Source organism: Arthrobacter sp. fls2-241-R2A-172, assembly GCF_030208885.1.
Taxonomy (GTDB): domain Bacteria; phylum Actinomycetota; class Actinomycetes; order Actinomycetales; family Micrococcaceae; genus Arthrobacter.
Window position 1 is genome coordinate 1 of sequence record NZ_JARVTB010000006.1, and the last position, 17,235, is coordinate 17,235.

General features: G+C 61.8%; 16 protein-coding genes. 9 read left to right on the forward strand and 7 right to left on the reverse strand.

Annotated elements, in window-relative coordinates:
• The 8 genes from QRM57_RS12025 to QRM57_RS12060 form a co-directional block, all read left to right on the forward strand.
• On the forward strand, positions 1 to 581 hold a 581-nt coding region (locus QRM57_RS12025; RefSeq protein WP_284986770.1), incomplete at its 5' end, for a DUF6668 family protein.
• A gap of 11 nt (positions 582 to 592) precedes the next feature.
• Positions 593 to 862, forward strand: coding sequence for a hypothetical protein (locus QRM57_RS12030; RefSeq protein ID WP_011777317.1), 270 nt, complete (start codon positions 593 to 595; stop codon positions 860 to 862).
• A gap of 28 nt (positions 863 to 890) precedes the next feature.
• Complete coding sequence (locus tag QRM57_RS12035; protein WP_284986771.1) at positions 891 to 1,625, forward strand: DUF8175 domain-containg protein; 735 nt, start codon at positions 891 to 893, stop codon at positions 1,623 to 1,625.
• Positions 1,622 to 2,920, forward strand: a complete 1,299-nt coding sequence (locus QRM57_RS12040; protein ID WP_284986772.1) for a TrbL/VirB6 family protein — start codon at positions 1,622 to 1,624, stop codon at positions 2,918 to 2,920. The genes QRM57_RS12035 and QRM57_RS12040 overlap by 4 nt, the downstream gene beginning before the upstream one ends.
• The gene (locus QRM57_RS12045; RefSeq protein WP_284986773.1) at positions 2,907 to 4,415 is read left to right on the forward strand and encodes an SCO6880 family protein; all 1,509 of its coding nucleotides are present in this window, start codon (positions 2,907 to 2,909) and stop codon (positions 4,413 to 4,415) included. Before QRM57_RS12040 ends, QRM57_RS12045 begins: the two co-directional genes overlap by 14 nt.
• Complete coding sequence (locus QRM57_RS12050; protein WP_284986774.1) at positions 4,415 to 6,010, forward strand: putative type IV secretion/conjugal transfer ATPase; 1,596 nt, start codon at positions 4,415 to 4,417, stop codon at positions 6,008 to 6,010. The genes QRM57_RS12045 and QRM57_RS12050 overlap by 1 nt, the downstream gene beginning before the upstream one ends.
• Positions 6,007 to 7,776, forward strand: coding sequence for a type IV secretory system conjugative DNA transfer family protein (locus QRM57_RS12055; protein ID WP_284986775.1), 1,770 nt, complete (start codon positions 6,007 to 6,009; stop codon positions 7,774 to 7,776). The genes QRM57_RS12050 and QRM57_RS12055 overlap by 4 nt, the downstream gene beginning before the upstream one ends.
• Before the next feature lie 10 nt (positions 7,777 to 7,786).
• Positions 7,787 to 8,230 (forward strand): DUF4913 domain-containing protein, encoded by a 444-nt coding sequence (locus QRM57_RS12060; protein WP_284986776.1) that lies wholly within the window; start codon positions 7,787 to 7,789, stop codon positions 8,228 to 8,230.
• A gap of 134 nt (positions 8,231 to 8,364) precedes the next feature.
• Here the strand turns inward: QRM57_RS12060 and QRM57_RS12065 are convergent, their stop codons facing one another.
• Together QRM57_RS12065 and QRM57_RS12070 are read right to left on the reverse strand one after the other, a co-directional pair.
• Positions 8,365 to 9,852: a UbiD family decarboxylase gene (locus tag QRM57_RS12065; RefSeq protein WP_284986777.1), complete on the reverse strand. Its 1,488-nt coding sequence runs from the start codon at positions 9,850 to 9,852 to the stop codon at positions 8,365 to 8,367.
• 10 nt (positions 9,853 to 9,862) lie between these two features.
• Positions 9,863 to 10,474 carry a UbiX family flavin prenyltransferase gene (locus tag QRM57_RS12070; protein ID WP_284986778.1) on the reverse strand — a complete coding sequence of 204 codons (612 nt, stop codon included), beginning with the start codon at positions 10,472 to 10,474 and terminating at the stop codon, positions 9,863 to 9,865.
• 81 nt (positions 10,475 to 10,555) lie between these two features.
• Between QRM57_RS12070 and QRM57_RS12075 the strand changes: the two genes are divergently transcribed.
• Positions 10,556 to 10,984, forward strand: a complete 429-nt coding sequence (locus QRM57_RS12075) for a MarR family winged helix-turn-helix transcriptional regulator (protein ID WP_284986779.1) — start codon at positions 10,556 to 10,558, stop codon at positions 10,982 to 10,984.
• 158 nt (positions 10,985 to 11,142) lie between these two features.
• Here QRM57_RS12075 and QRM57_RS12080 read toward each other — a convergent pair whose 3' ends face one another.
• From QRM57_RS12080 to QRM57_RS12100, 5 genes are all read right to left on the reverse strand, one after another.
• Positions 11,143 to 11,421 (reverse strand): hypothetical protein, encoded by a 279-nt coding sequence (locus tag QRM57_RS12080; protein WP_284986780.1) that lies wholly within the window; start codon positions 11,419 to 11,421, stop codon positions 11,143 to 11,145.
• A gap of 591 nt (positions 11,422 to 12,012) precedes the next feature.
• Complete coding sequence (locus QRM57_RS12085) at positions 12,013 to 13,497, reverse strand: CocE/NonD family hydrolase (protein WP_284986781.1); 1,485 nt, start codon at positions 13,495 to 13,497, stop codon at positions 12,013 to 12,015.
• Between the two features lie 52 nt (positions 13,498 to 13,549).
• On the reverse strand, positions 13,550 to 15,424 hold the full coding sequence (locus QRM57_RS12090; RefSeq protein ID WP_284986782.1) for a dipeptide ABC transporter ATP-binding protein: 1,875 nt from the start codon (positions 15,422 to 15,424) through the stop codon (positions 13,550 to 13,552).
• Complete coding sequence (locus QRM57_RS12095; RefSeq protein ID WP_284986783.1) at positions 15,421 to 16,119, reverse strand: ABC transporter permease; 699 nt, start codon at positions 16,117 to 16,119, stop codon at positions 15,421 to 15,423. Before QRM57_RS12095 ends, QRM57_RS12090 begins: the two co-directional genes overlap by 4 nt.
• A 160-nt stretch (positions 16,120 to 16,279) precedes the next feature.
• A complete protein-coding gene (locus tag QRM57_RS12100) occupies positions 16,280 to 17,233 on the reverse strand; it encodes an ABC transporter permease (protein ID WP_284986784.1) in 954 nt (317 codons plus the stop codon).
• Positions 17,234 to 17,235: the final 2 nt, after the last annotated feature.

Sequence of the window (17,235 nt, forward strand, 5' to 3'; positions counted from 1 at the left end):
TCACCAGCCCGGACGAGGGCATCGAAGAAACACCTAACGTGCACGTCCCGCCGGCCGCCGTGATCAGCGCACCTCTGAAGGGCATGGTCGAACCCGACACCGCAGATCGTCTGGCAAGCCGCACCATGACCGGGACCGCAGCACTGTGGATTGTCGGCAGCCACGGCGGAGCCGGTGAAAGCCGCACCGCTGACCTGCTCGACGGGGCACGCCCCACCGGGCACTGCTGGCCCATCCTGCAGGACCGCAGCAAGCCCCGCGTGTTGCTGGTCTGCCGCGCCGACATGCACGGCCTCACCACAGCTCAATGCGCCCTGACCCAATGGGTATCAGGAGCCGCACCCGCTGTGGAGCTGCTCGGCCTAGCCGTCCTCGCGGACGCACCAGGAAAAACACCCAAAGCACTCCGCGACTTCACAGCCATCGTCGGCGGGGGAGCGCCCCGCCTCTGGACCCTTCCCTGGGTCGAAGCATGGCGGCACGGAGACACCACCACCACACCAACAGGCCGCGAATACCAACGCTTCATCACCGACGTAACCGCCCTGGTTACCGAAACCAGCCCAAGCACCAACCACTGAAGGGTCACATCATGAACTCGATCACCGCCATCACCACCAGCACCATCCCCAACCCCACGCCGGTCGTCCCCGCAGAAGCCGGCGGCCTGCTCACCGTCCTGAACTGGGCCTCCGGTATCGGCCTCGTCCTGGGCGTTCTCGGCGTCATCATCGTCGGCATCACCATGGTCATCCAGCTCCAGCGCGGCGAAGGCGGCCAGTCCCTGGCCAAGCTCGGCTGGGTCCTGCTCGGCTGCATCATCATCACCGGTGCCGCAGGCATCGTCCGCGCCTTCGTCTAAGCCAGCACCAACAACGGGAGGTTCACCCTTGAGCCAGTCAACAGAGAGCACCACCGAAAGCAATCCGTTCACCAAACCCGGTTTCATCATTGCTGCCGCGCTGGTGGTCGCGCTGATCGCAGCAGCAGTCGTTATCTTCCTGATCCCCAAAGGACAAGGAAACGCCCAACCAGCACCGGCAGAATCCAGCAACTCCGCCACAGCTGATCCCAGCGCATCCGCCGCGTCCGGCAAGAGCGTCTGCGGACTGCCGGCTTCCAACGAAACGGCATTGGGGAAGGCTCCGGCAAGTAAGTGGGAACTCGTTGGAACCATGGCGGCCCCGACAGACCCCAAAGTCGGCCCGGGCAAGACCGATGACCAAGGCATAAGGTCTTGCTTCGCCCACTCTCCGCGAGGGGCGCTATACGCCGCAGTGAACCTCTGGGCCCTTGGCAGCGATCCTTCAAAAGAACGTGCCATTGCTGACCAGCTTGCAGCTAAAGGCCCTGGCCGAGACGCAGGCATGAAGGCTTCCCAAACGGCTGCGCCGCCGACAAACGTAAAGGTTCAGATCGCGGGCTTCAACGTTTCATACACAGCGAACCAAGCGGTGGTAGAGCTGGCATTCAAAGCTGACACCGGCGCTCTTGCGTCCGTCCGCACAACCCTTCTCTGGCAGGACGGGGACTGGAAGGGCGTCGTCGCTGACAGCGGTGCCCCCTTAGAAGAACCGCGCCAGATCCGCGATCTTTCAGGATTTATCCCTTGGAGCGGCGCATGAGGCCGGTATGGAACCCGGTTGGAGATTGGATCTCCGGCCTCACTGATGACGCCATGGGCAACATGGCCAAAGCCATTCTCGAGGGCATGAGTCAGATGGTTACGACACTGTCTACTTTCTGGGTCTCAACTCCGACGGTGAACCTAACTAGCCAAGACGGTTCGACGGCAAGCCCTGTTGTTTCCATAGTCAACAGCGAGTTGATGCCGTGGACCTTGGCTCTGGCAGTCCTGGCCGTCATCCTCGGCGGCATCAGGCTGATTTGGGAGCAGCGCGGAGCGCCCCTGAAGGACCTGCTCCGTTCCCTCGTCACGCTCACCTTGGTTTCCGGCCTGGGCCTTGGAGTGATTTCGATCCTGGTGATCGCCACAGACGCCTTCTCTGCCGCGATCATCGACCGCTCCACGGACGGCAAGGGCTTTGCCGAGTCGTTGCAGCAGTTGATCTCCACAAGTCAGACAGATGTCGGGGTTTTCATCCTTATCGTTCTGGGTCTTATTGGCCTGCTCGCGTCCCTCGTGCAGATCGTGCTCATGGTCGTGCGCAGCGGCATGTTGGTAATTCTGGCGGGCATCTTGCCCACAACAGCCGCGTTCACGAACACCGAAATGGGACGGCAGTGGTTCCAAAAAGCAGTGGGCTGGACCATCGCCTTCATCGCCTACAAACCCGCCGCAGCCATCGTCTACTCGGTGGCGTTCCTCCTCATGGGGAAGAGCGAGGGGAAAGACGCCTTGATCGGTTCGATCACCGGTTTCACGTTGATGGTCGTAGCGCTGTTCGCCCTGCCCGCCCTGATGCGTTTTGTAACGCCAATGGTCGGTGCGGTTGCCTCCGGTGGAGGTGCCGGGGCAGGTGCAGCTGTCGGGGCCATTGCCACCGGCGCTGTTTCACTGGGCCGTGGCGGGAGCGGCAGAGGCAACGCCTCACCAACCCCATCATCGTCAACGAGCACGTCGAACACCCAAAGCACGCAAACCGGCAGCTCGCCAAAGGGCAGCGATGGAACGTCAGGCCCGCGCGGCGGCGGGGGCCAGCCTATCCCGGGTGCTACGGGTCCGGGTGGGGCTGCGGGGACGGCTGCAGCAGCCAAGGCAGGTACGGCCGGCGCCGGAACCGCAGGGTCGGCAGCTGGTGCCGGTGCAGGAACGGCCGCAGCCAGCGGGGGAGCAGCCGCAGCTGGTCCCGTGGGCGTGGCTGTAGCAACAGGAGCAAAGGTGGCGTCCAAGACGTCGCAGGCAATCGAAAAGACCGCGCAGGATTCAACCGGGGAGGGCCCCAGTGGCAGCAATTAGCACCGAATACAAAGAACCGTCCTACGGCAACTGGCGTGTACCGCGCTCAGCAGGACTGGCCAACCTCGGCGCGATCGGCACCGCCATCGTCTTTGCCGGGCTGCTGCTGGGCATTGTGAGCTTCGCTATTTGGGGCCTGTTCGCCGGCCTGGGCGTTCTTGCCTTTGCCGGTGTCAGCGCCTTGCTGCTGACAGTCAAGGACAAGCATGGCCAGTCCGTCGTTGACCGCGCCGGAACCCGCATGGCCTTCAAGGTCTCCAAATCGTCCGGGACGAACCTCTACCGCTCCGGACCGCTCGGAGTGACCGAATGGGGCATGTACCAGCTCCCCGGCCTGGCCGCGAAGTCGACCCTGTACGAATTCACCGACTCCTACAAGCGCCCCTTCGCCCTGCTGCACGTGCCCACCACAAGCCACTTCACGGTGATCTTCTCGACCGAACCCGACGGGGCATCTCTGGTGGATCCGGAGCAGGTCGATGCGTGGGTCGCTAACTGGGGCGGCTGGCTCGCCGGGCTGGCCGATGAGGCCGGGCTGGACGCCGCAGCGGTGACGGTGGAGACCGCGCCGGATTCGGGGTACCGGCTGAGGAACGAAGTGTTGATGAACATCGACCCGGACGCACCCGAGTTCGCCCGGGAAATGCTCAACGAGGTCGTGGACACTTACCCGGAAGGTTCGGCCACGGTCCGCGCTTGGGTGTCGTTGACGTTCAACTCCGCAATCCGTGCCGGTGCCAAGAAGCGGACACCGGAAGATGTTGCCCGCGACCTGGCATCCCGGATCCCCGGCCTGTCGGCACGGTTGCAGTCCACCGGTGCCGGGATCGCCCGGCCCATGTCCGCGCAGGAGCTGTGCGAGGTTGTGAGGATCGCCTACGATCCTCCGGCAGCGCTGATCATTGATGAAGCCCACGCGGCTGGGTCTCCGGTGTCGTTGAGCTGGGGCGAGGTTGGCCCCACAGCAACGCAGGCAAGCTGGGATGACTACCGGCACGATTCCGCGTTCTCCGCGTCCTGGACCATGACCGGTGCCCCGCGTGGATCTGTGAACTCCTCGGTCCTGTCCCGGTTGCTGGCCCCGCATGGGGACATTGACCGCAAGCGCGTCTCGCTGCTGTACCGTCCAATGGACTCGGCCCGGGCCGCTGCGGTGGTGGAGCGGGACCAGAACAACGCCAACGTCCGAATCACCTCCGGCACCCGTCCGTCCGCACGTGCCTTGGTTGATGCCCGTTCAGCGCAACAGACCGCGCAGGAAGAAGCACAGGGTGCCGGGCTGGTGAACTTCGGCATGGTCGTCACCGCCACCGTGACCGACCGGGAACGACTCGCGGACGCTGTAGCGGCCGTGGAGCAGACCTCCGGCACCGCCCGGGTATTGCTGCGCCGGGCTTACGGTTCGCAGGACACCGCGTTCGCCGCGTCCCTGCCCTTGGGTCTGGTGCTGCCCAAGCACAGCATGGTCCCGTCCGAGATTAAGGATGCTCTGTAATGGCCTTCCCGAAACTCTTCGCCCGTTCCTCGAAGCACAGCACTTCCTTTGCGAAGGCTGCGCCGAAGAAGGCTGAGAAGCAGCCGCGTGAGGCCGGGCCTGGTGCCCGTGGCTGGCCCGGTCGTGGCGGGGGCATGGCCCAGCTCGTCCCGTCCGTGAAGGAGTACCGGGGAACGACGGTTCAGGTGTGCGGCCTGTGGCCGTTTTCCTCCGGTGCGTCCTCGCCCATGATCGGCGTCCCGCTGGGACGCCACGAGGAAACCCAGGCCACGGTCTGCTGTGACCCGATCAGCTGGTTCCAGCGCGCGCGCCTGATTTCGAACCCCTCGGCGTTCATCCTGGGAAAGCCCGGGCTGGGAAAGTCCACGGTCGTGCGGCGGATGTTCATCGGACTCTCCGCGCAAGGTGTTCATCCCTTGATCCTTGGTGACCTCAAGGGCGAGCACGTCAAAGCCGTTAGGGCACTCGGCGGGCAGGTTATCCGTCTTGGTCGCGGTGTCGGGTACTTGAACATCCTTGACCCGGGTCAGGCTGTTGAAGCCGCCCAGCTCCTTGAAGACAACGGCCACCACGAAGACGCAGCGCGCGTTCGTGCCGACGCGCACGGCCGCCGCCTGACCATGGTGGTCTCGCTGATCACGATCAGCCGGAACAACCCGCCCACCGACCAGGAACAAACGATCCTGGACCGTGCCTTGCGGGTCCTCGATGACCGTTTCGACGGTGTGCCGGTGTTGAAGGACCTGTTGGACGTCATCGTCTCCGCACCTGACGAGCTGCGGCAGGTCGCCCTGGACCGTGGCGACATGAACATCTACCTGCAGGAAACCCGGGCGCTGGAGGCAACCCTGCTCGGTTTGACCGGTGGCGGGAAGCTGGGGGAAATCTTCTCCCGCCAGACCAGCCAGCCCATGGTCCGTGACCGGGCCGTGGTCTTTGACGTGTCCAGCATTGACGAGACCGAGACGGACCTGCAGGCCGCCATCTTGCTCGCATGCTGGTCCTACGGCTTCGGCACGGTCAACGTCGCCAACGCCCTCGCCGATGCAGGTTTGGAACCGCGTAGGAACTACTTCGTCGTCCTGGACGAGCTGTGGCGGGCGCTGCGGGCCGGTAAGGGCATGGTGGACCGTGTGGACGCGCTGACCCGGTTGAACCGTTCCGTGGGTGTCGGGCAGATCATGATCTCCCACACGATGTCCGACTTGCTGGCCCTGCCGGCAGAAGAGGACCGGATGAAAGCCCGCGGATTCGTCGAACGCTCCGGAATGGTCATCTGCGGCGGTCTTCCGGCCTCGGAGATGCCTCTGCTGACGTCCGCTATTCCGTTGTCCCGGCAGGAGCAGCAGAAACTCATTGGCTGGCAGGACCCGCCCGCGTGGGACTCACGCGGCGTCGACGTCGAACCTCCGGGCCGGGGAAAGTTCCTCATCAAGGTCGGTGGACGTCCCGGGATCCCCGTCCAGGTCGGGCTCACCTCCTTGGAGAAGGGCCCGGAAGGCGTCAACGACACCGACGGCAAATGGCATGCAGCATCGGAAACCCTGCTCGAATCCGCAGCCCCGGCTCTGCCGATTGAAGGAGGCACCCAATGAGCGCACCAAACCGTAAAGGAATGGGCATGGGCGATGCTCTGCTGGTCTGGCTGGCCATCGGCTTCATCGTCGTCTTCGGCGGCGGAACCTATGGTGCCCTGCACCTAGGATCCTGGATGGCGGGCATCGCCGCACCACCAGCCCACCCCATCGATCTGATCGCCGGCCTAATCAAGGGCCGGGTGCCGTGGCCGACCGAAGCCACGGTTGTCGCCTGCCTCATGGCCGCCGTGGTCGTGGCCCTGACCATCGTTGTGCTGGTGGCCTGGCGGAAGGGTGCGTCCAAGCGTGCCCGCGTCGATAAGGCTGCCCGGTACCTCGGTCGCGGTAAGTCGTTGGCCGCCTTCTCGGAAAAAGGGGCGAAGGCGACCGCCGAGCGTCTGGGCGTCACTGACACTCCCGGCATCGTGGTGGGCAAGGTCGTCTCCACGGGCCAGAAGTTCATCCAGTCCTGGGAAGACCTGTCCCTCGATATCTGGGGTCCCCGTACCGGTAAATCGACCTCACGGGTCATGCCCGCCATTCTGGACGCACCCGGCGCCGTGGTTTCGACGTCGAACAAGCGTGACGTCGTGGATGGCACCCGTGGCGTCCGCGAGGCCACGGCTCCGGTGTGGGTGTTCGATCCGCAGAAGATCGCCCAGGAAGAACCGGATTGGTGGTGGAACCCGCTCTCCTACGTCACTGACGAAGAGAAGGCCTACAAACTCACCCAGCACTTCTCCGTCGGTTCCCGCGTGCCCGGGTCCAAGCCGGACGCCTACTTCGATCCCAAGGCAGAGGACATTCTGTCCTCGTACTTCCTCGCGGCCGCGCTCGGGGACCTGCCCATCACACAGGTCTACATCTGGGTCACCGAACAGGTCAGCCAAGAGCCTATTGAGATCCTCCGGGAGCATGACTACGAGCTGCAGTACAAGGGCCTTGAATCCACGCTGAAGCTGGCCGATAAGCAGCGCGACGGTATCTTCGGCACGGCCGAAAAGATGATCCAATGCCTCAAGAGCCGGAACACGCTGCGCTGGGTCGCCCCAACAGGTGGGGCAACGGTGGCCACCGAGAGCCGCCGGCAGTTCAACCCGCATGCTTTCGCCACGTCCCAGGAAACGATTTACATCCTCTCCAAAGAAGGTGCAGGCTCCGCCGCACCCCTCACCACCGCCCTGACGGTAGCCATCGCTGAGGCCATGGAAGAACGCGCCGAACGCAACGGCGGCCGCCTCCCCAAACCTGCACTGTTCGCCCTCGATGAGCTGGCCAACGTCGTCCGCTGGGCAGGACTCCCGGACCAGTTCAGCCACTACGGCTCCAAAGGCCTGATCGTCATGGGGATCCTGCAGTCCTGGTCCCAAGGGGTCGAGCTATGGGGCGAAGCGAACATGCGGAAAATCTGGTCAGCGGCGAACGTCAAGGTCTACGGCGGCGGCGTGGCAGAAGAAGGCTTCCTCCGTGCACTTTCGGACCTGATCGGAGACTACAGCTACATCAACGTCTCCACCTCCTCCGGTAAGTCCGGCTCCAGCCGCTCACGCCAAGAAGGCAAGGAACGCATCTTCGACGTTTCCAACCTGGCCGAACTGGACCGTGGCCGCGCCGTCGTCCTCGCCTCCGGCGCACCCGCCACGCTCGTCCGCACCATGCCCTGGTACACCGGACCCCACAAGGAAGCCGTGGAGGCATCCATCAAGAAGTACAGCCCACGCCCCGAAGAACCCGATGAGGCTGTGCCGGCTGCATCGACAACCAACCCTTGGGTTACAAAGTAGGAGCTTCCCGATGACAAACGACATTGGGCTGTTCGCCCCAGTTCCCGGCAGTGGAGACGCGGGAGTTTCTGCGGAGCAGTCCGCCGTGGAACCTAAAGCACCGGAGCTGGTGTACGGGTCGGCCGAGGAGTTCCTGCATGAGCAGCTGCTCCCGACCTACGTGCGCAACGTTGATGGCCGCTCAGCTCAGTGGTGCATCGAATGGTACTTCCACCCCGAAGCCCTCTCCCGCATAGAGGCACTGTGGAGGGCATGGGAACACCTCAGACTCGACGGCGCTACCGGCATGAGCGTCTGGTGGAAAGACCACGCAGACCACCACATGAGCATCCTGCTGGACCCGCGCGGCCCCTTCCACAAATGCGACATGAAAACACACCGGGATCCCGAACACCTCGAGCCTAAGAAAGCTCCCGCCGGCTGGTTCCCCGATGTCCGGAGCATCCAGCCATGAAGCCAGACACAGGTCCTGTCCCCCCAACACAATATTGGATTACAAAAGGCTAAGCCTCGTTCGAGACTTCATCCAGCGGGCTTGCCCAATCAAGCTGTTGGCGGCATATCGGGATTTTGGCTTTTATGCAGCTATCAGTCAGCTGCGAAGCCGTAGGCCGTCCATTTGCTCAGTACGTCCTCCTGAAGCTCTTGCGGAAAGGATGTGCCGAAAGAGGCCGCCCGAGCCAAGGATGTCCCGGTGAATTCCCCGGGAAAAAGGCAGCTCGTGATTGCCTTTCCTCCGGAGCCGGCCGCATGGTCTATGGCAGTCAGGTAGGGCGCCATGGGGATTCCGGGGGATTCAGGGTAGAGATATGTTCCTGTGCTGGGGTGATGGCGTGTCGCCATCGCCCACACAACCTGGTTGATGTCAGTGATGTCCACGTCATCGCCGATGAGGATGACCTTGGGGACAAGCCAACCCGCGTGCGAATCGAACAAGACCTTCGCGACGGAATCGACGAACTCCTTTTCCGTGATTATCCGGTGCGAGAGCTTTTTGGTGTCCACGGCCAGCGCAATCCAGCACGTGGCGGCCTCGTAGGAGCACCAGGCCATCGAGATCGGCAAGCCGGCCCGGCGCAGGACATCAAGCGCCACTGCGGAGATCATGGTCCCCCAGATCGTGTGATTCTCTTCGGGAGGTAGTCCTGCCACGCAGATCGGGAGAATGGCCTCGTCACGGAACGTGATGGTCTCGACATGAAAGACCGGCTGCAGCTTGCCTTCGGGGAAGGAGTATCCGTGATACTCGCCCATTGGTCCCTCCGGGCCGATTTCCTCAGCCGAAATCCATCCCTCAAGGACAATCTCGGAGGTAGCCGGCACCTGCAGGCCGCCTTGCTCTGTTTCGACGACGTCGACGGGAAGCCCGGTGAGGGCCCCAACGTAGCCGTCTTCGCTGACGTGCGCAGGCAAGGGCATGCCGGCGGCGGCCAAGGCTGCTGGGGGCGCGCCGAGCACCATGGCCCACGGCGTGCGTTCGCCCAAGTCACGCCACATGCTGTGAATGATGCCGATGTGTTGTTCCGGCATGGCTGGTCCAACGAGGGTAGTTGGCCCGTGAAGCATCGTCCGCCCGACTGACCAGCTTGTCCAGCTGGCGTCGGGCGTCTTCACGACGTGGAAACCGTAGGTGCCAAGGTAGCGGCCGCCGTCCTCGGCATGCAGCAGAGGAACAGGGAGTTTTCGAAGATCCACTTCGTCCCCGCGCCAGATGTTTTCCTTGCACGGGCCGGACTCAACAATTCGGGGTGGAACCGGGTCAGCGTGCATCGCCCGGATCAGATGCTCCACGATTTGGCGGGGACCGGCTGTGCGGTCGAGTCCAAGATGCGCAGCCAGTCGCCCGTGCTCCCCTTTGGCTTTCGGAGACATCCCGGCGGGGGCTCCAAGGATACGGAATCCGGTTTCTCCCTCGGTCAGTGAGCAGAATAGCGGTGCCGGTCCGCGGGTCTCATAGACGCGACGGGTAATGGCCGCTGCCTCCAGGTGCGGACTGACCGGGGTGGTGATTTCAACGGCGTCTTCCACCGTCAGGAGATCTTGCACAAAGTCGCGAAAACTTTGGGAATTTGTCATTGCATTCTTCCTAATCGCGTGGTTTTGCAGCGGTTGCGCTGTGATGTTGTCGGCGCACTGGCTCAGGGCCGTTCCAGCGGCGGGCGGTCGGCATGTCCAGTTGGAATTGGTCCAGAACCCTCACAACGAGATGCTCGGTCATGTCCGCAATCGTCTTGGGGGTGTTATAGAAGGCCGGAACCGGTGGCATGACGACCGCACCCATGCGGGCGAGCCCCAGCATGTTCTCCAGGTGGATTACCGAAAGCGGTGTCTCCCTCGTGACCAGAACGAGTTTCCGTTGTTCCTTCAGCACCACGTCCGCTGCCCGGGCAATCAGCCCCTCGCCGTAACCGACCCGAACGGCGGCCAGGGTTTTCATGCTGCACGGAACGATGACCATGCCGTCGACGCGGAACGACCCGCTCGAAATCGGGGCAGCCTGGTCCTCCGGACTGTAGACAAACGATGCCAGTGACTGCAGGGCCTTGACCGAGATGCCGGCCTCTTGAGCGAGGGTCGCTCGGGCCCATCTGCTCACCACCAGGTGAGTTTCCACGCCAAGCTCCCGCAGTGCTTCAAGCATTCGAACGGCTATCGGGGCTCCTGTAGCTCCCGTTATGCCTACGACTAGTCGCACCATCAACCTCCATCTATAGGACGTGTACGTCCTATTTACTTAACCATATACTACGTACACGTCCTAATATGTTTGGAGGAGTCCTTGACTGTTGACATTGCCGAGACGATTGCCGGCGCCGGTCCCCTTAGCCGCCAACTGAATCAGCTCTATACACGCTTCTGGCACGAGGTGATGTCGGACTTTGATGTGACGGGGCCGCAGTACACGGCCCTGGTCCTTCTGGTCCTGCATGGCCCGATCGACCAAGGAACGCTGGGCGGTCTTGCCAGCCTGGACAAGTCCACGGCGGCTCCATTGTTGGCCCGCTTGCGGGACCGGGAGCTAGTCGCCATTGAGCGCGACAGCGCAGACAAGCGACGCAAGGTTTTATGCGTGACCGACCGGGGCCGAGCAGTGGTGGCGGACATGGCGCCCTTGGTGACACGGGTGGAGTCTAGAATGCTGGGCAACCTCAGCTCCGGGGAGGGGGCAGCTTTCCTCGCCTTGGCGCGTCGGGTCGTCCTCTCCTAAGCGCCCGGATTCCCTTCTCGTGGAAGGCACGGAGGGGTGTGGTGTGACACCGACTGCACGTAGAGGCCCGGAGCTGGTGTACGGCTCGGCCGAAGAGTTACTGTACGAATGGCTGCCCCCACCTACGTCTCAACGTTGACGGACGCTCAGCCCAGTGGTTACTTATGGCGTTGGCGAATCAGACCGAATGGAACCTCGGGGTGCGCCCGGACAATGTAGCGGCCGGCGGAAAGGCGCGTGACCATGATGCCGATGCGGTAGCTAGTGGCCGCGACACTGACATCGTTGATCGCCTTGTCTAATTCTTGGTCCAACTGATCTGCGCTTTCGACGTTGATCTCGACGACCCCGGGTGTTGAGGGGTGGAATCTGGATACCGTAACGGTTGTCGAGTGAGCATCGTCGGCCGCGGAAGTGGTGGACATTTCGTGCCTCATTCAAGTTCCTGCTTCGTAGATTTGTCGGGGTGTTGGCTTGCAGTTCAGGCTCTTCGCGTCTTGTTGTTCATGGCCTTCAAACGCTTGGATTGCTTGATCTCTGTTCGTTCGAACAGCTTCCTGCCTTTTCCGCCAGCTAGCTGCAGCCAAAGGAGGGAACCGTCCCTGCTGTACGTGTCGACAGTGCCGCTGACTGTTGATCCGTCCCGGGTATGAAGAGACACGTGGTCTCCTTCATTTAGTTGGTTCCAGGCTGGAGAGTCTTCCGTAGGGCGGGCTTTAGCACGTCGTGCCATGCTTGGTCCTTCTTTTGAGTCGCCATCAGCAGACGCAGCTGCCGATGGGCGAGGTTGTGCTTTGAGGCCAGATAGATCCCTGCCCCAAGAGAGTTGCCAGCCTTTCTGAGGTTTGAAGAATGATCACGGCGTAGGGCAACCCGCAGCTACGGCCCGAGGGGTGTAGCCGTTATCTGGGGCGCGAACAATAGGTGATGCCCTGATGAGCTAAGCCCCCGAAAGGAGAGGGCGGAAGTCCGAACGCCGAGGGGCGGTCTCGGTTGGATTCTTAACCGGCCCTCGGCGTTCGGAGCGGCTAGAGATTCAGGGTGGGCAGAAGGAGGGCGCTTTGGCCTGCCAGGTATATCTCGCTGGGGCGGAGGATGCCATCGGCCCTGCAGGCCGAGAAGCCTAAGCGCAGACGGAATCCCTTCTGTAGGGCCACACCCGTGGGCTGGAATTGCAACAACACTTCGTTGGTGCTCTCCAGACTCAGCGGCTGCTCTTGTGTGTGTTTGTGGTGGACGTACTCGATCTCGCCGTTGGCAAGATACCGGGATGCGTGCTCGTCGATCGTTCTGTGTGACAGGCGGAGACGGGCTTCGGTGAGCTGCGTGACGTCCCCGTTGGGGTGGACAAGGCTAAGCCTGGCGTGGAGGTCAATGTCACGGCATTCCGGCGATGCCACGTCCAACTTCAAGATCGGCGCGCCCTGGATTTCCGTACCCTCCGGGATGTCCAAGTCACGGGTCACCGTTTCGCCCCATAGGTGCATGCCCGAGTTTGTGCCTGTGTCCATGAAGACGGGCACCGGTGAAGGCGGAGCACTCATCGGCCATCCCCGGAAGGTCTCAGTGACGGGAATAGTGGGAATCTCGGCTCCCAGGGGAACGGCAAGGTGGGAGCCGGGTAGGCGGCGTCCTTTGGAGGAACGCCAGTCGTCGGCGCCGATCATCCAGAATTTGACGTTGTCACGTTCGGTTGGATTCTCGCCTTCGCCCTTGAGCCAGTAGGCGAGCCAGTTCAGCAGTTCGGAGGAGTCCTCGGGATACTGATGACCCCATGGTCCGAAAACGAGACGCTTGGGCGCTTTCAAGTTATCGAAAGCGCGGAGGGTGCCCCGTCCGAAGTAGTCAAAGAGCCCGCCCATGAACAGGGCCGGAACCTCTATTGAGGACAGGACCCGGTATGCGGATCGCTCCCAGAAGACTTCACCATCGAGGGGCGTGGATTGGGCAACGTTGTAGTAGAAATCCAAGGCCGGTGCGATGGAGCAGTTGGGCTGGTTGGCTTGAAGGAACGTGCCGGCGGCCCAGTTGGTGTGCGAGGGGATTCCTCCGCGGTGTGTCCAGTCGCGGTAAAAGTCGATGGGGCCCACAGATGGTGCAATACAGACGAGCCCGCGTGGCCGTTTTGCTGCCACGAGCATCTGGATTGCGCCGCAGTAAGAGCCCCCAGCCAAAGCGACCTGACCGTCGCTGAAGTCCTGATCGGCGAGCCATTCGATGAGCTCAGCTCCGTCCTGGATTTCGCGAGGGCTCAGTGGGCCCTCGAAAATGCCTGAGGATTCCCCGGTGCCGCGGATGTCGGCGACAACGCACAGGTAACCGTTCGCGGTCAGGTCGGCAATAGGGAGTTCTGTTGGCATCAGGTTCGGCTTCTGATACGGAGTCATGAGAAGAACTACCGGGCGGGGAGTGCGGTCAGTTTCATCCGGGAAGTAGACGTCCAGTGCAAGGTCGGTTTCGTCAGCTGTGGTGAACTTCACTAGCTGGGGTGTGGGCACGGATATGGTTTGCATGCATATGACTTTCTGTTGATGGTGGTGCTGGGTGTCATAGGGAACTAAACGCTCAGGCAGGTGTCGGTTGCCGGTATGCCGTCCGCAGCTCGCCTGGGAAGTGGCAGGCGGCCATGTGGCCGGCTTCATCCCCGGCCAGCTGTGGATCCTGGTCCATGCAGATCTTTCGATCGGTATTCACCAGAGGCCCGATCGGGCACCTGTTCCGGAAGCGGCAACCCGAGGGAGCGAGATTCGGGCTGGGAGTTTCGCCGAGGAGTTTCGGCTGTGAGCGGCCATTGTTCTTTAGCGACGGTGAGCTGGCCAGCAGGACTGTGGTGTAGGGGTGCTGAGGCGAGTGGTAGATGTCGGCCACGGGACCGACTTCGACGATTCTTCCCAGATACATCACGGCGACTCTGTCGCTAATTGACCGCACGACAGCAAGGTCATGCGAGATGAAGAGCATCCCGATCCCCGTTTCCTCCTGCAAGGTTCGTAAGACCGAGAGGACTTGAGCTTGGACCGAGACATCCAACGCCGAGACGGCTTCGTCAGCCACGACCAAGCGGGGGTTCACCGCCAGCGCTCGTGCGATGACCACGCGTTGACGTTGGCCCCCGGAGAACTCTTTCGGTAGCCGATCAAGGAAGGTGTGGTCGAGCTGTACTAGGTTCAGCAGGTCGCTCGCGCGTTGTTTCCGCTCGGGTGCAGGTACTCCGGCGAACGCAAGAGCTTCGTCCAGGCTCTGTCGGATTGTCATCTTCGGGTCCAGAGACGCGAAAGGATCTTGGAAAACATACTGAACGATGCGGCGCTGATCCTCTCGTTCCTGCCGTGAGGATCCTGCCGTGGTTTTTCCTGCCACAGTGACGCTTCCGGCGGAGGGACTGATGAATCCTACGGCCGTGCGGGCCAGGGTGGTCTTGCCGGAACCGGACTCACCGACCAGACCTACGGTTTCCCCTGGATGTATGCGCAAGGTCACCGCATCGACAGCCTTAACTGAGCGGTCTTTTCGAAGCCAGCCGCCAGTGGGTCCTACAGTTGTCGAGATGCAGTCCAGTTCGAGGATCGGCGACTCCCCGGTGACTGATTCCCTTGTAAGGATGGGGTCATCGATGGAGGGTGCGGCGGCAAGAAGGGCTTTTGTGTAGGGGTGCTGAGGCGCTCTAAGCACCGTCTGTGCGGGGCCCTGCTCGACTACCTCGCCTTGGTACATGACGATGACGTCGTCACAGGTTTGGGAGACAACACCCATGTCGTGGGTGATGAGGAGCACCGCGAGTCCCAGGGTGTCGCGAAGGTCGTTGAGTGTCTGCAAGATCTGAGCTTGAACCGTTACGTCTACTGCGGTCGTGGGCTCATCGGCGATCAGCAGAGACGGGTTGTTGGCAATCGCCATCGCTATGCAGACCCGTTGCCGCATTCCGCCGGAGAACTCATGAGGGTACTGCGTCATCCGCAGTTGAGGGTTGGGTATCCCTACGCTCTGGAGAAGAGCGACTGCCCTGTCCCTCGCCGATGCTGCTGGCGCACCATGCGCCCGGATGGCTTCGATGACCTGTTCGCCAATTCGTAGGACCGGGTTCAGGGAGGAAAGCGGGTCTTGGAAAACGGCGCCCATCTGTGCCCCGCGGACGTTCCTCATGGCCGATGCCGGCATAGCCAAAAGATCCTGACCGTTGAGACTGATGGATCCCGAAGAAATTCTGGCCGCCTCGGGAAGCATCCGAAGCACCGACTTTGCTGTCATGGATTTTCCGGAACCGGACTCACCGATCAGCCCAACTATCCTTCCGCGCCCAACGGAAAAGGAGACGTCCTTCAGTACGTGCGCGGTCTGATCTGCTTTTTCGAGAACTACGTTGAGGCTTTGGACAGTAAGGACTGCCTCCGCCGAGGGCGTTGAGACGTGACTTTCAATGGTTTTCGATGAAAGGTTCATCGGCTATTCCTTTCGCTCAGGCCGTCGGCGATCAGGTTCAAAGCAGCGGCGAGAACAACGAAGACGAGGGCCGGTCCGATGACGTACCCAAGCTGGGCGTATACGTACCTCAACCCGGTGCTGATGAGCCCTCCCAGGCTCGGCGTTGGCGGCTGGATGCCCAGACCCACAACGCTGAGGCTGGCCTCAAGGATGACCGCACTAATCAGGGAGATTGTCAGCTGCGCGAGCAAAGGACCTGACGAGTTTGGCAGGTAGTGCCTGGTGATCAGGCGCAGACGAGATACGCCGAACCCCTTTGCTGCCTGAATGTAGTCGCGGTGTTCCAGAGTAAGGAGGGAGCTGCGTGTTAGTCGGCCAAAAGCAGGAACGCCGGCGATAACTATCGCTATAAACAGCGCAGTGAAGCCCGGGCCGGTTATCGCGACGACACTTAGGCCCAGAATGATGGAGGGAAACCCGAGGATGATGTCGATGATTCGTTGCCCGAGTTCCCCGAGCCCGCGGTTTAGGACCCTGAGCATGCCAAGCGTGCATCCGATAATAAGGCTCAGCGGCACGGCCAGGAAGATCAGTGCGAAGTCCAACTGAAGCCCGTAAAAGGTGCGGGTGAAGATGTCCCGGCCCACTTCGTCAGTTCCGAACGGATGCTGGAGCGAAGGGGAGAGCAAAGCTTCGTGAGCTTGGTCGTTCACTCCGGCACCGGTTATGAGCGGAACAGTGAACGCCGCTATGAACATCAGAAGTAGGAGGACAAGTCCTGTCAGACCGCGCCGGCCCAAAGGAGCCCTGCGCCTGGCCCGGGGTCCAGGTTCGGTAGGAGATGCGAGCTGCTTCTCGATTGTTGCTTTCATGCTAGGCCGGGCTTTCTAGCCGGACCCGGGGGTCCACGGCTGTCTGCAGAAGTTCTGAGATGAGCTGGATGGTTACTGCTACGACGACGGCTCCAAGAATGAGGACCTGCGTCACCATGTAGTCCCTGTTGGCGACGCTGGTGACGGCCAGGGAACCCAAGCCCTGCCTGCTGAAGATGTTTTCAACGATGACTGCTCCGCCCAGCAGTTCGCCGAAGATTACGCCTGCGACGACAATTGCCGGGCCGAGTGAGTTCCGGCGGATATGGCGCGCGTTGACCTGCCTCGCCGAAATACCTTTGGCGATCGCCGTCTCAACGAATTCTTCACGTTTCACATCGAGCATTTGGCGTTGCACCAGGCGAACGAAAACAACTGTGGGAACTATGGCTACGGTGAGGGCGGGGAGGATCAGGTACTGAAAACCCCTGACGGGGTCTTCGATGACCGCCACCGATCCGCTCACCGGCAGGACAGGTAGAACGATGCCGAAAACAATGATCAGCGCCAAACCTATGAGGAAGGCAGGGACGGCGAGCAAGGTACTGGAGATGCCATCGATCGCGTTCCGCACCCACGGTTTAGTCGTCGTAGCTCCAAGGGATGCGGTAGCGAAACCTACCAGCAGGGTTATAACCAGACCGGCAACTGCCAGTTCTACTGTGGACGGGAGTCGTTCAATCAGTAGGGCGGAAACGTCCTGCTTGGAGAAGTAGGAAACGCCAAGATCGCCTTGGGCCAAGTTTCCCATCCATGCCACGTACTGTTCCCAGACGGGCAGGTCAAGGCCCATTTGTGTACGAACCGCCTCATAAACATCCGGGGGAGCGTTCTGACCGACCATGGCCGCGGCCGGATCCCCTGGGGCGAGCCGGGGAACGAGAAAGGCGAGGATCGAGCCAACAAAGATGACCAACAGTGCAAGTGGCAATCGATGTGAAAAGAAGTAGCGCATGA

Bases quoted from the DNA above. Each gene is read 5' to 3' on its own strand.
- QRM57_RS12030 (WP_011777317.1), top strand. From the start codon at position 593: ATGAACTCGATCACCGCCATCACCACCAGCACCATCCCCAACCCCACG.
- QRM57_RS12040 (WP_284986772.1), top strand. From the start codon at position 1,622: ATGAGGCCGGTATGGAACCCGGTTGGAGATTGGATCTCCGGCCTCACT.
- QRM57_RS12050 (WP_284986774.1), top strand. From the start codon at position 4,415: ATGGCCTTCCCGAAACTCTTCGCCCGTTCCTCGAAGCACAGCACTTCC.
- QRM57_RS12055 (WP_284986775.1), top strand. From the start codon at position 6,007: ATGAGCGCACCAAACCGTAAAGGAATGGGCATGGGCGATGCTCTGCTG.
- QRM57_RS12060 (WP_284986776.1), top strand. From the start codon at position 7,787: ATGACAAACGACATTGGGCTGTTCGCCCCAGTTCCCGGCAGTGGAGAC.
- QRM57_RS12065 (WP_284986777.1), bottom strand. From the start codon at position 9,852: ATGACAAATTCCCAAAGTTTTCGCGACTTTGTGCAAGATCTCCTGACG.
- QRM57_RS12070 (WP_284986778.1), bottom strand. From the start codon at position 10,474: ATGGTGCGACTAGTCGTAGGCATAACGGGAGCTACAGGAGCCCCGATA.
- QRM57_RS12080 (WP_284986780.1), bottom strand. From the start codon at position 11,421: ATGAGGCACGAAATGTCCACCACTTCCGCGGCCGACGATGCTCACTCG.
- QRM57_RS12085 (WP_284986781.1), bottom strand. From the start codon at position 13,497: ATGCAAACCATATCCGTGCCCACACCCCAGCTAGTGAAGTTCACCACA.
- QRM57_RS12090 (WP_284986782.1), bottom strand. From the start codon at position 15,424: ATGAACCTTTCATCGAAAACCATTGAAAGTCACGTCTCAACGCCCTCG.
- QRM57_RS12100 (WP_284986784.1), bottom strand. From the start codon at position 17,233: ATGCGCTACTTCTTTTCACATCGATTGCCACTTGCACTGTTGGTCATC.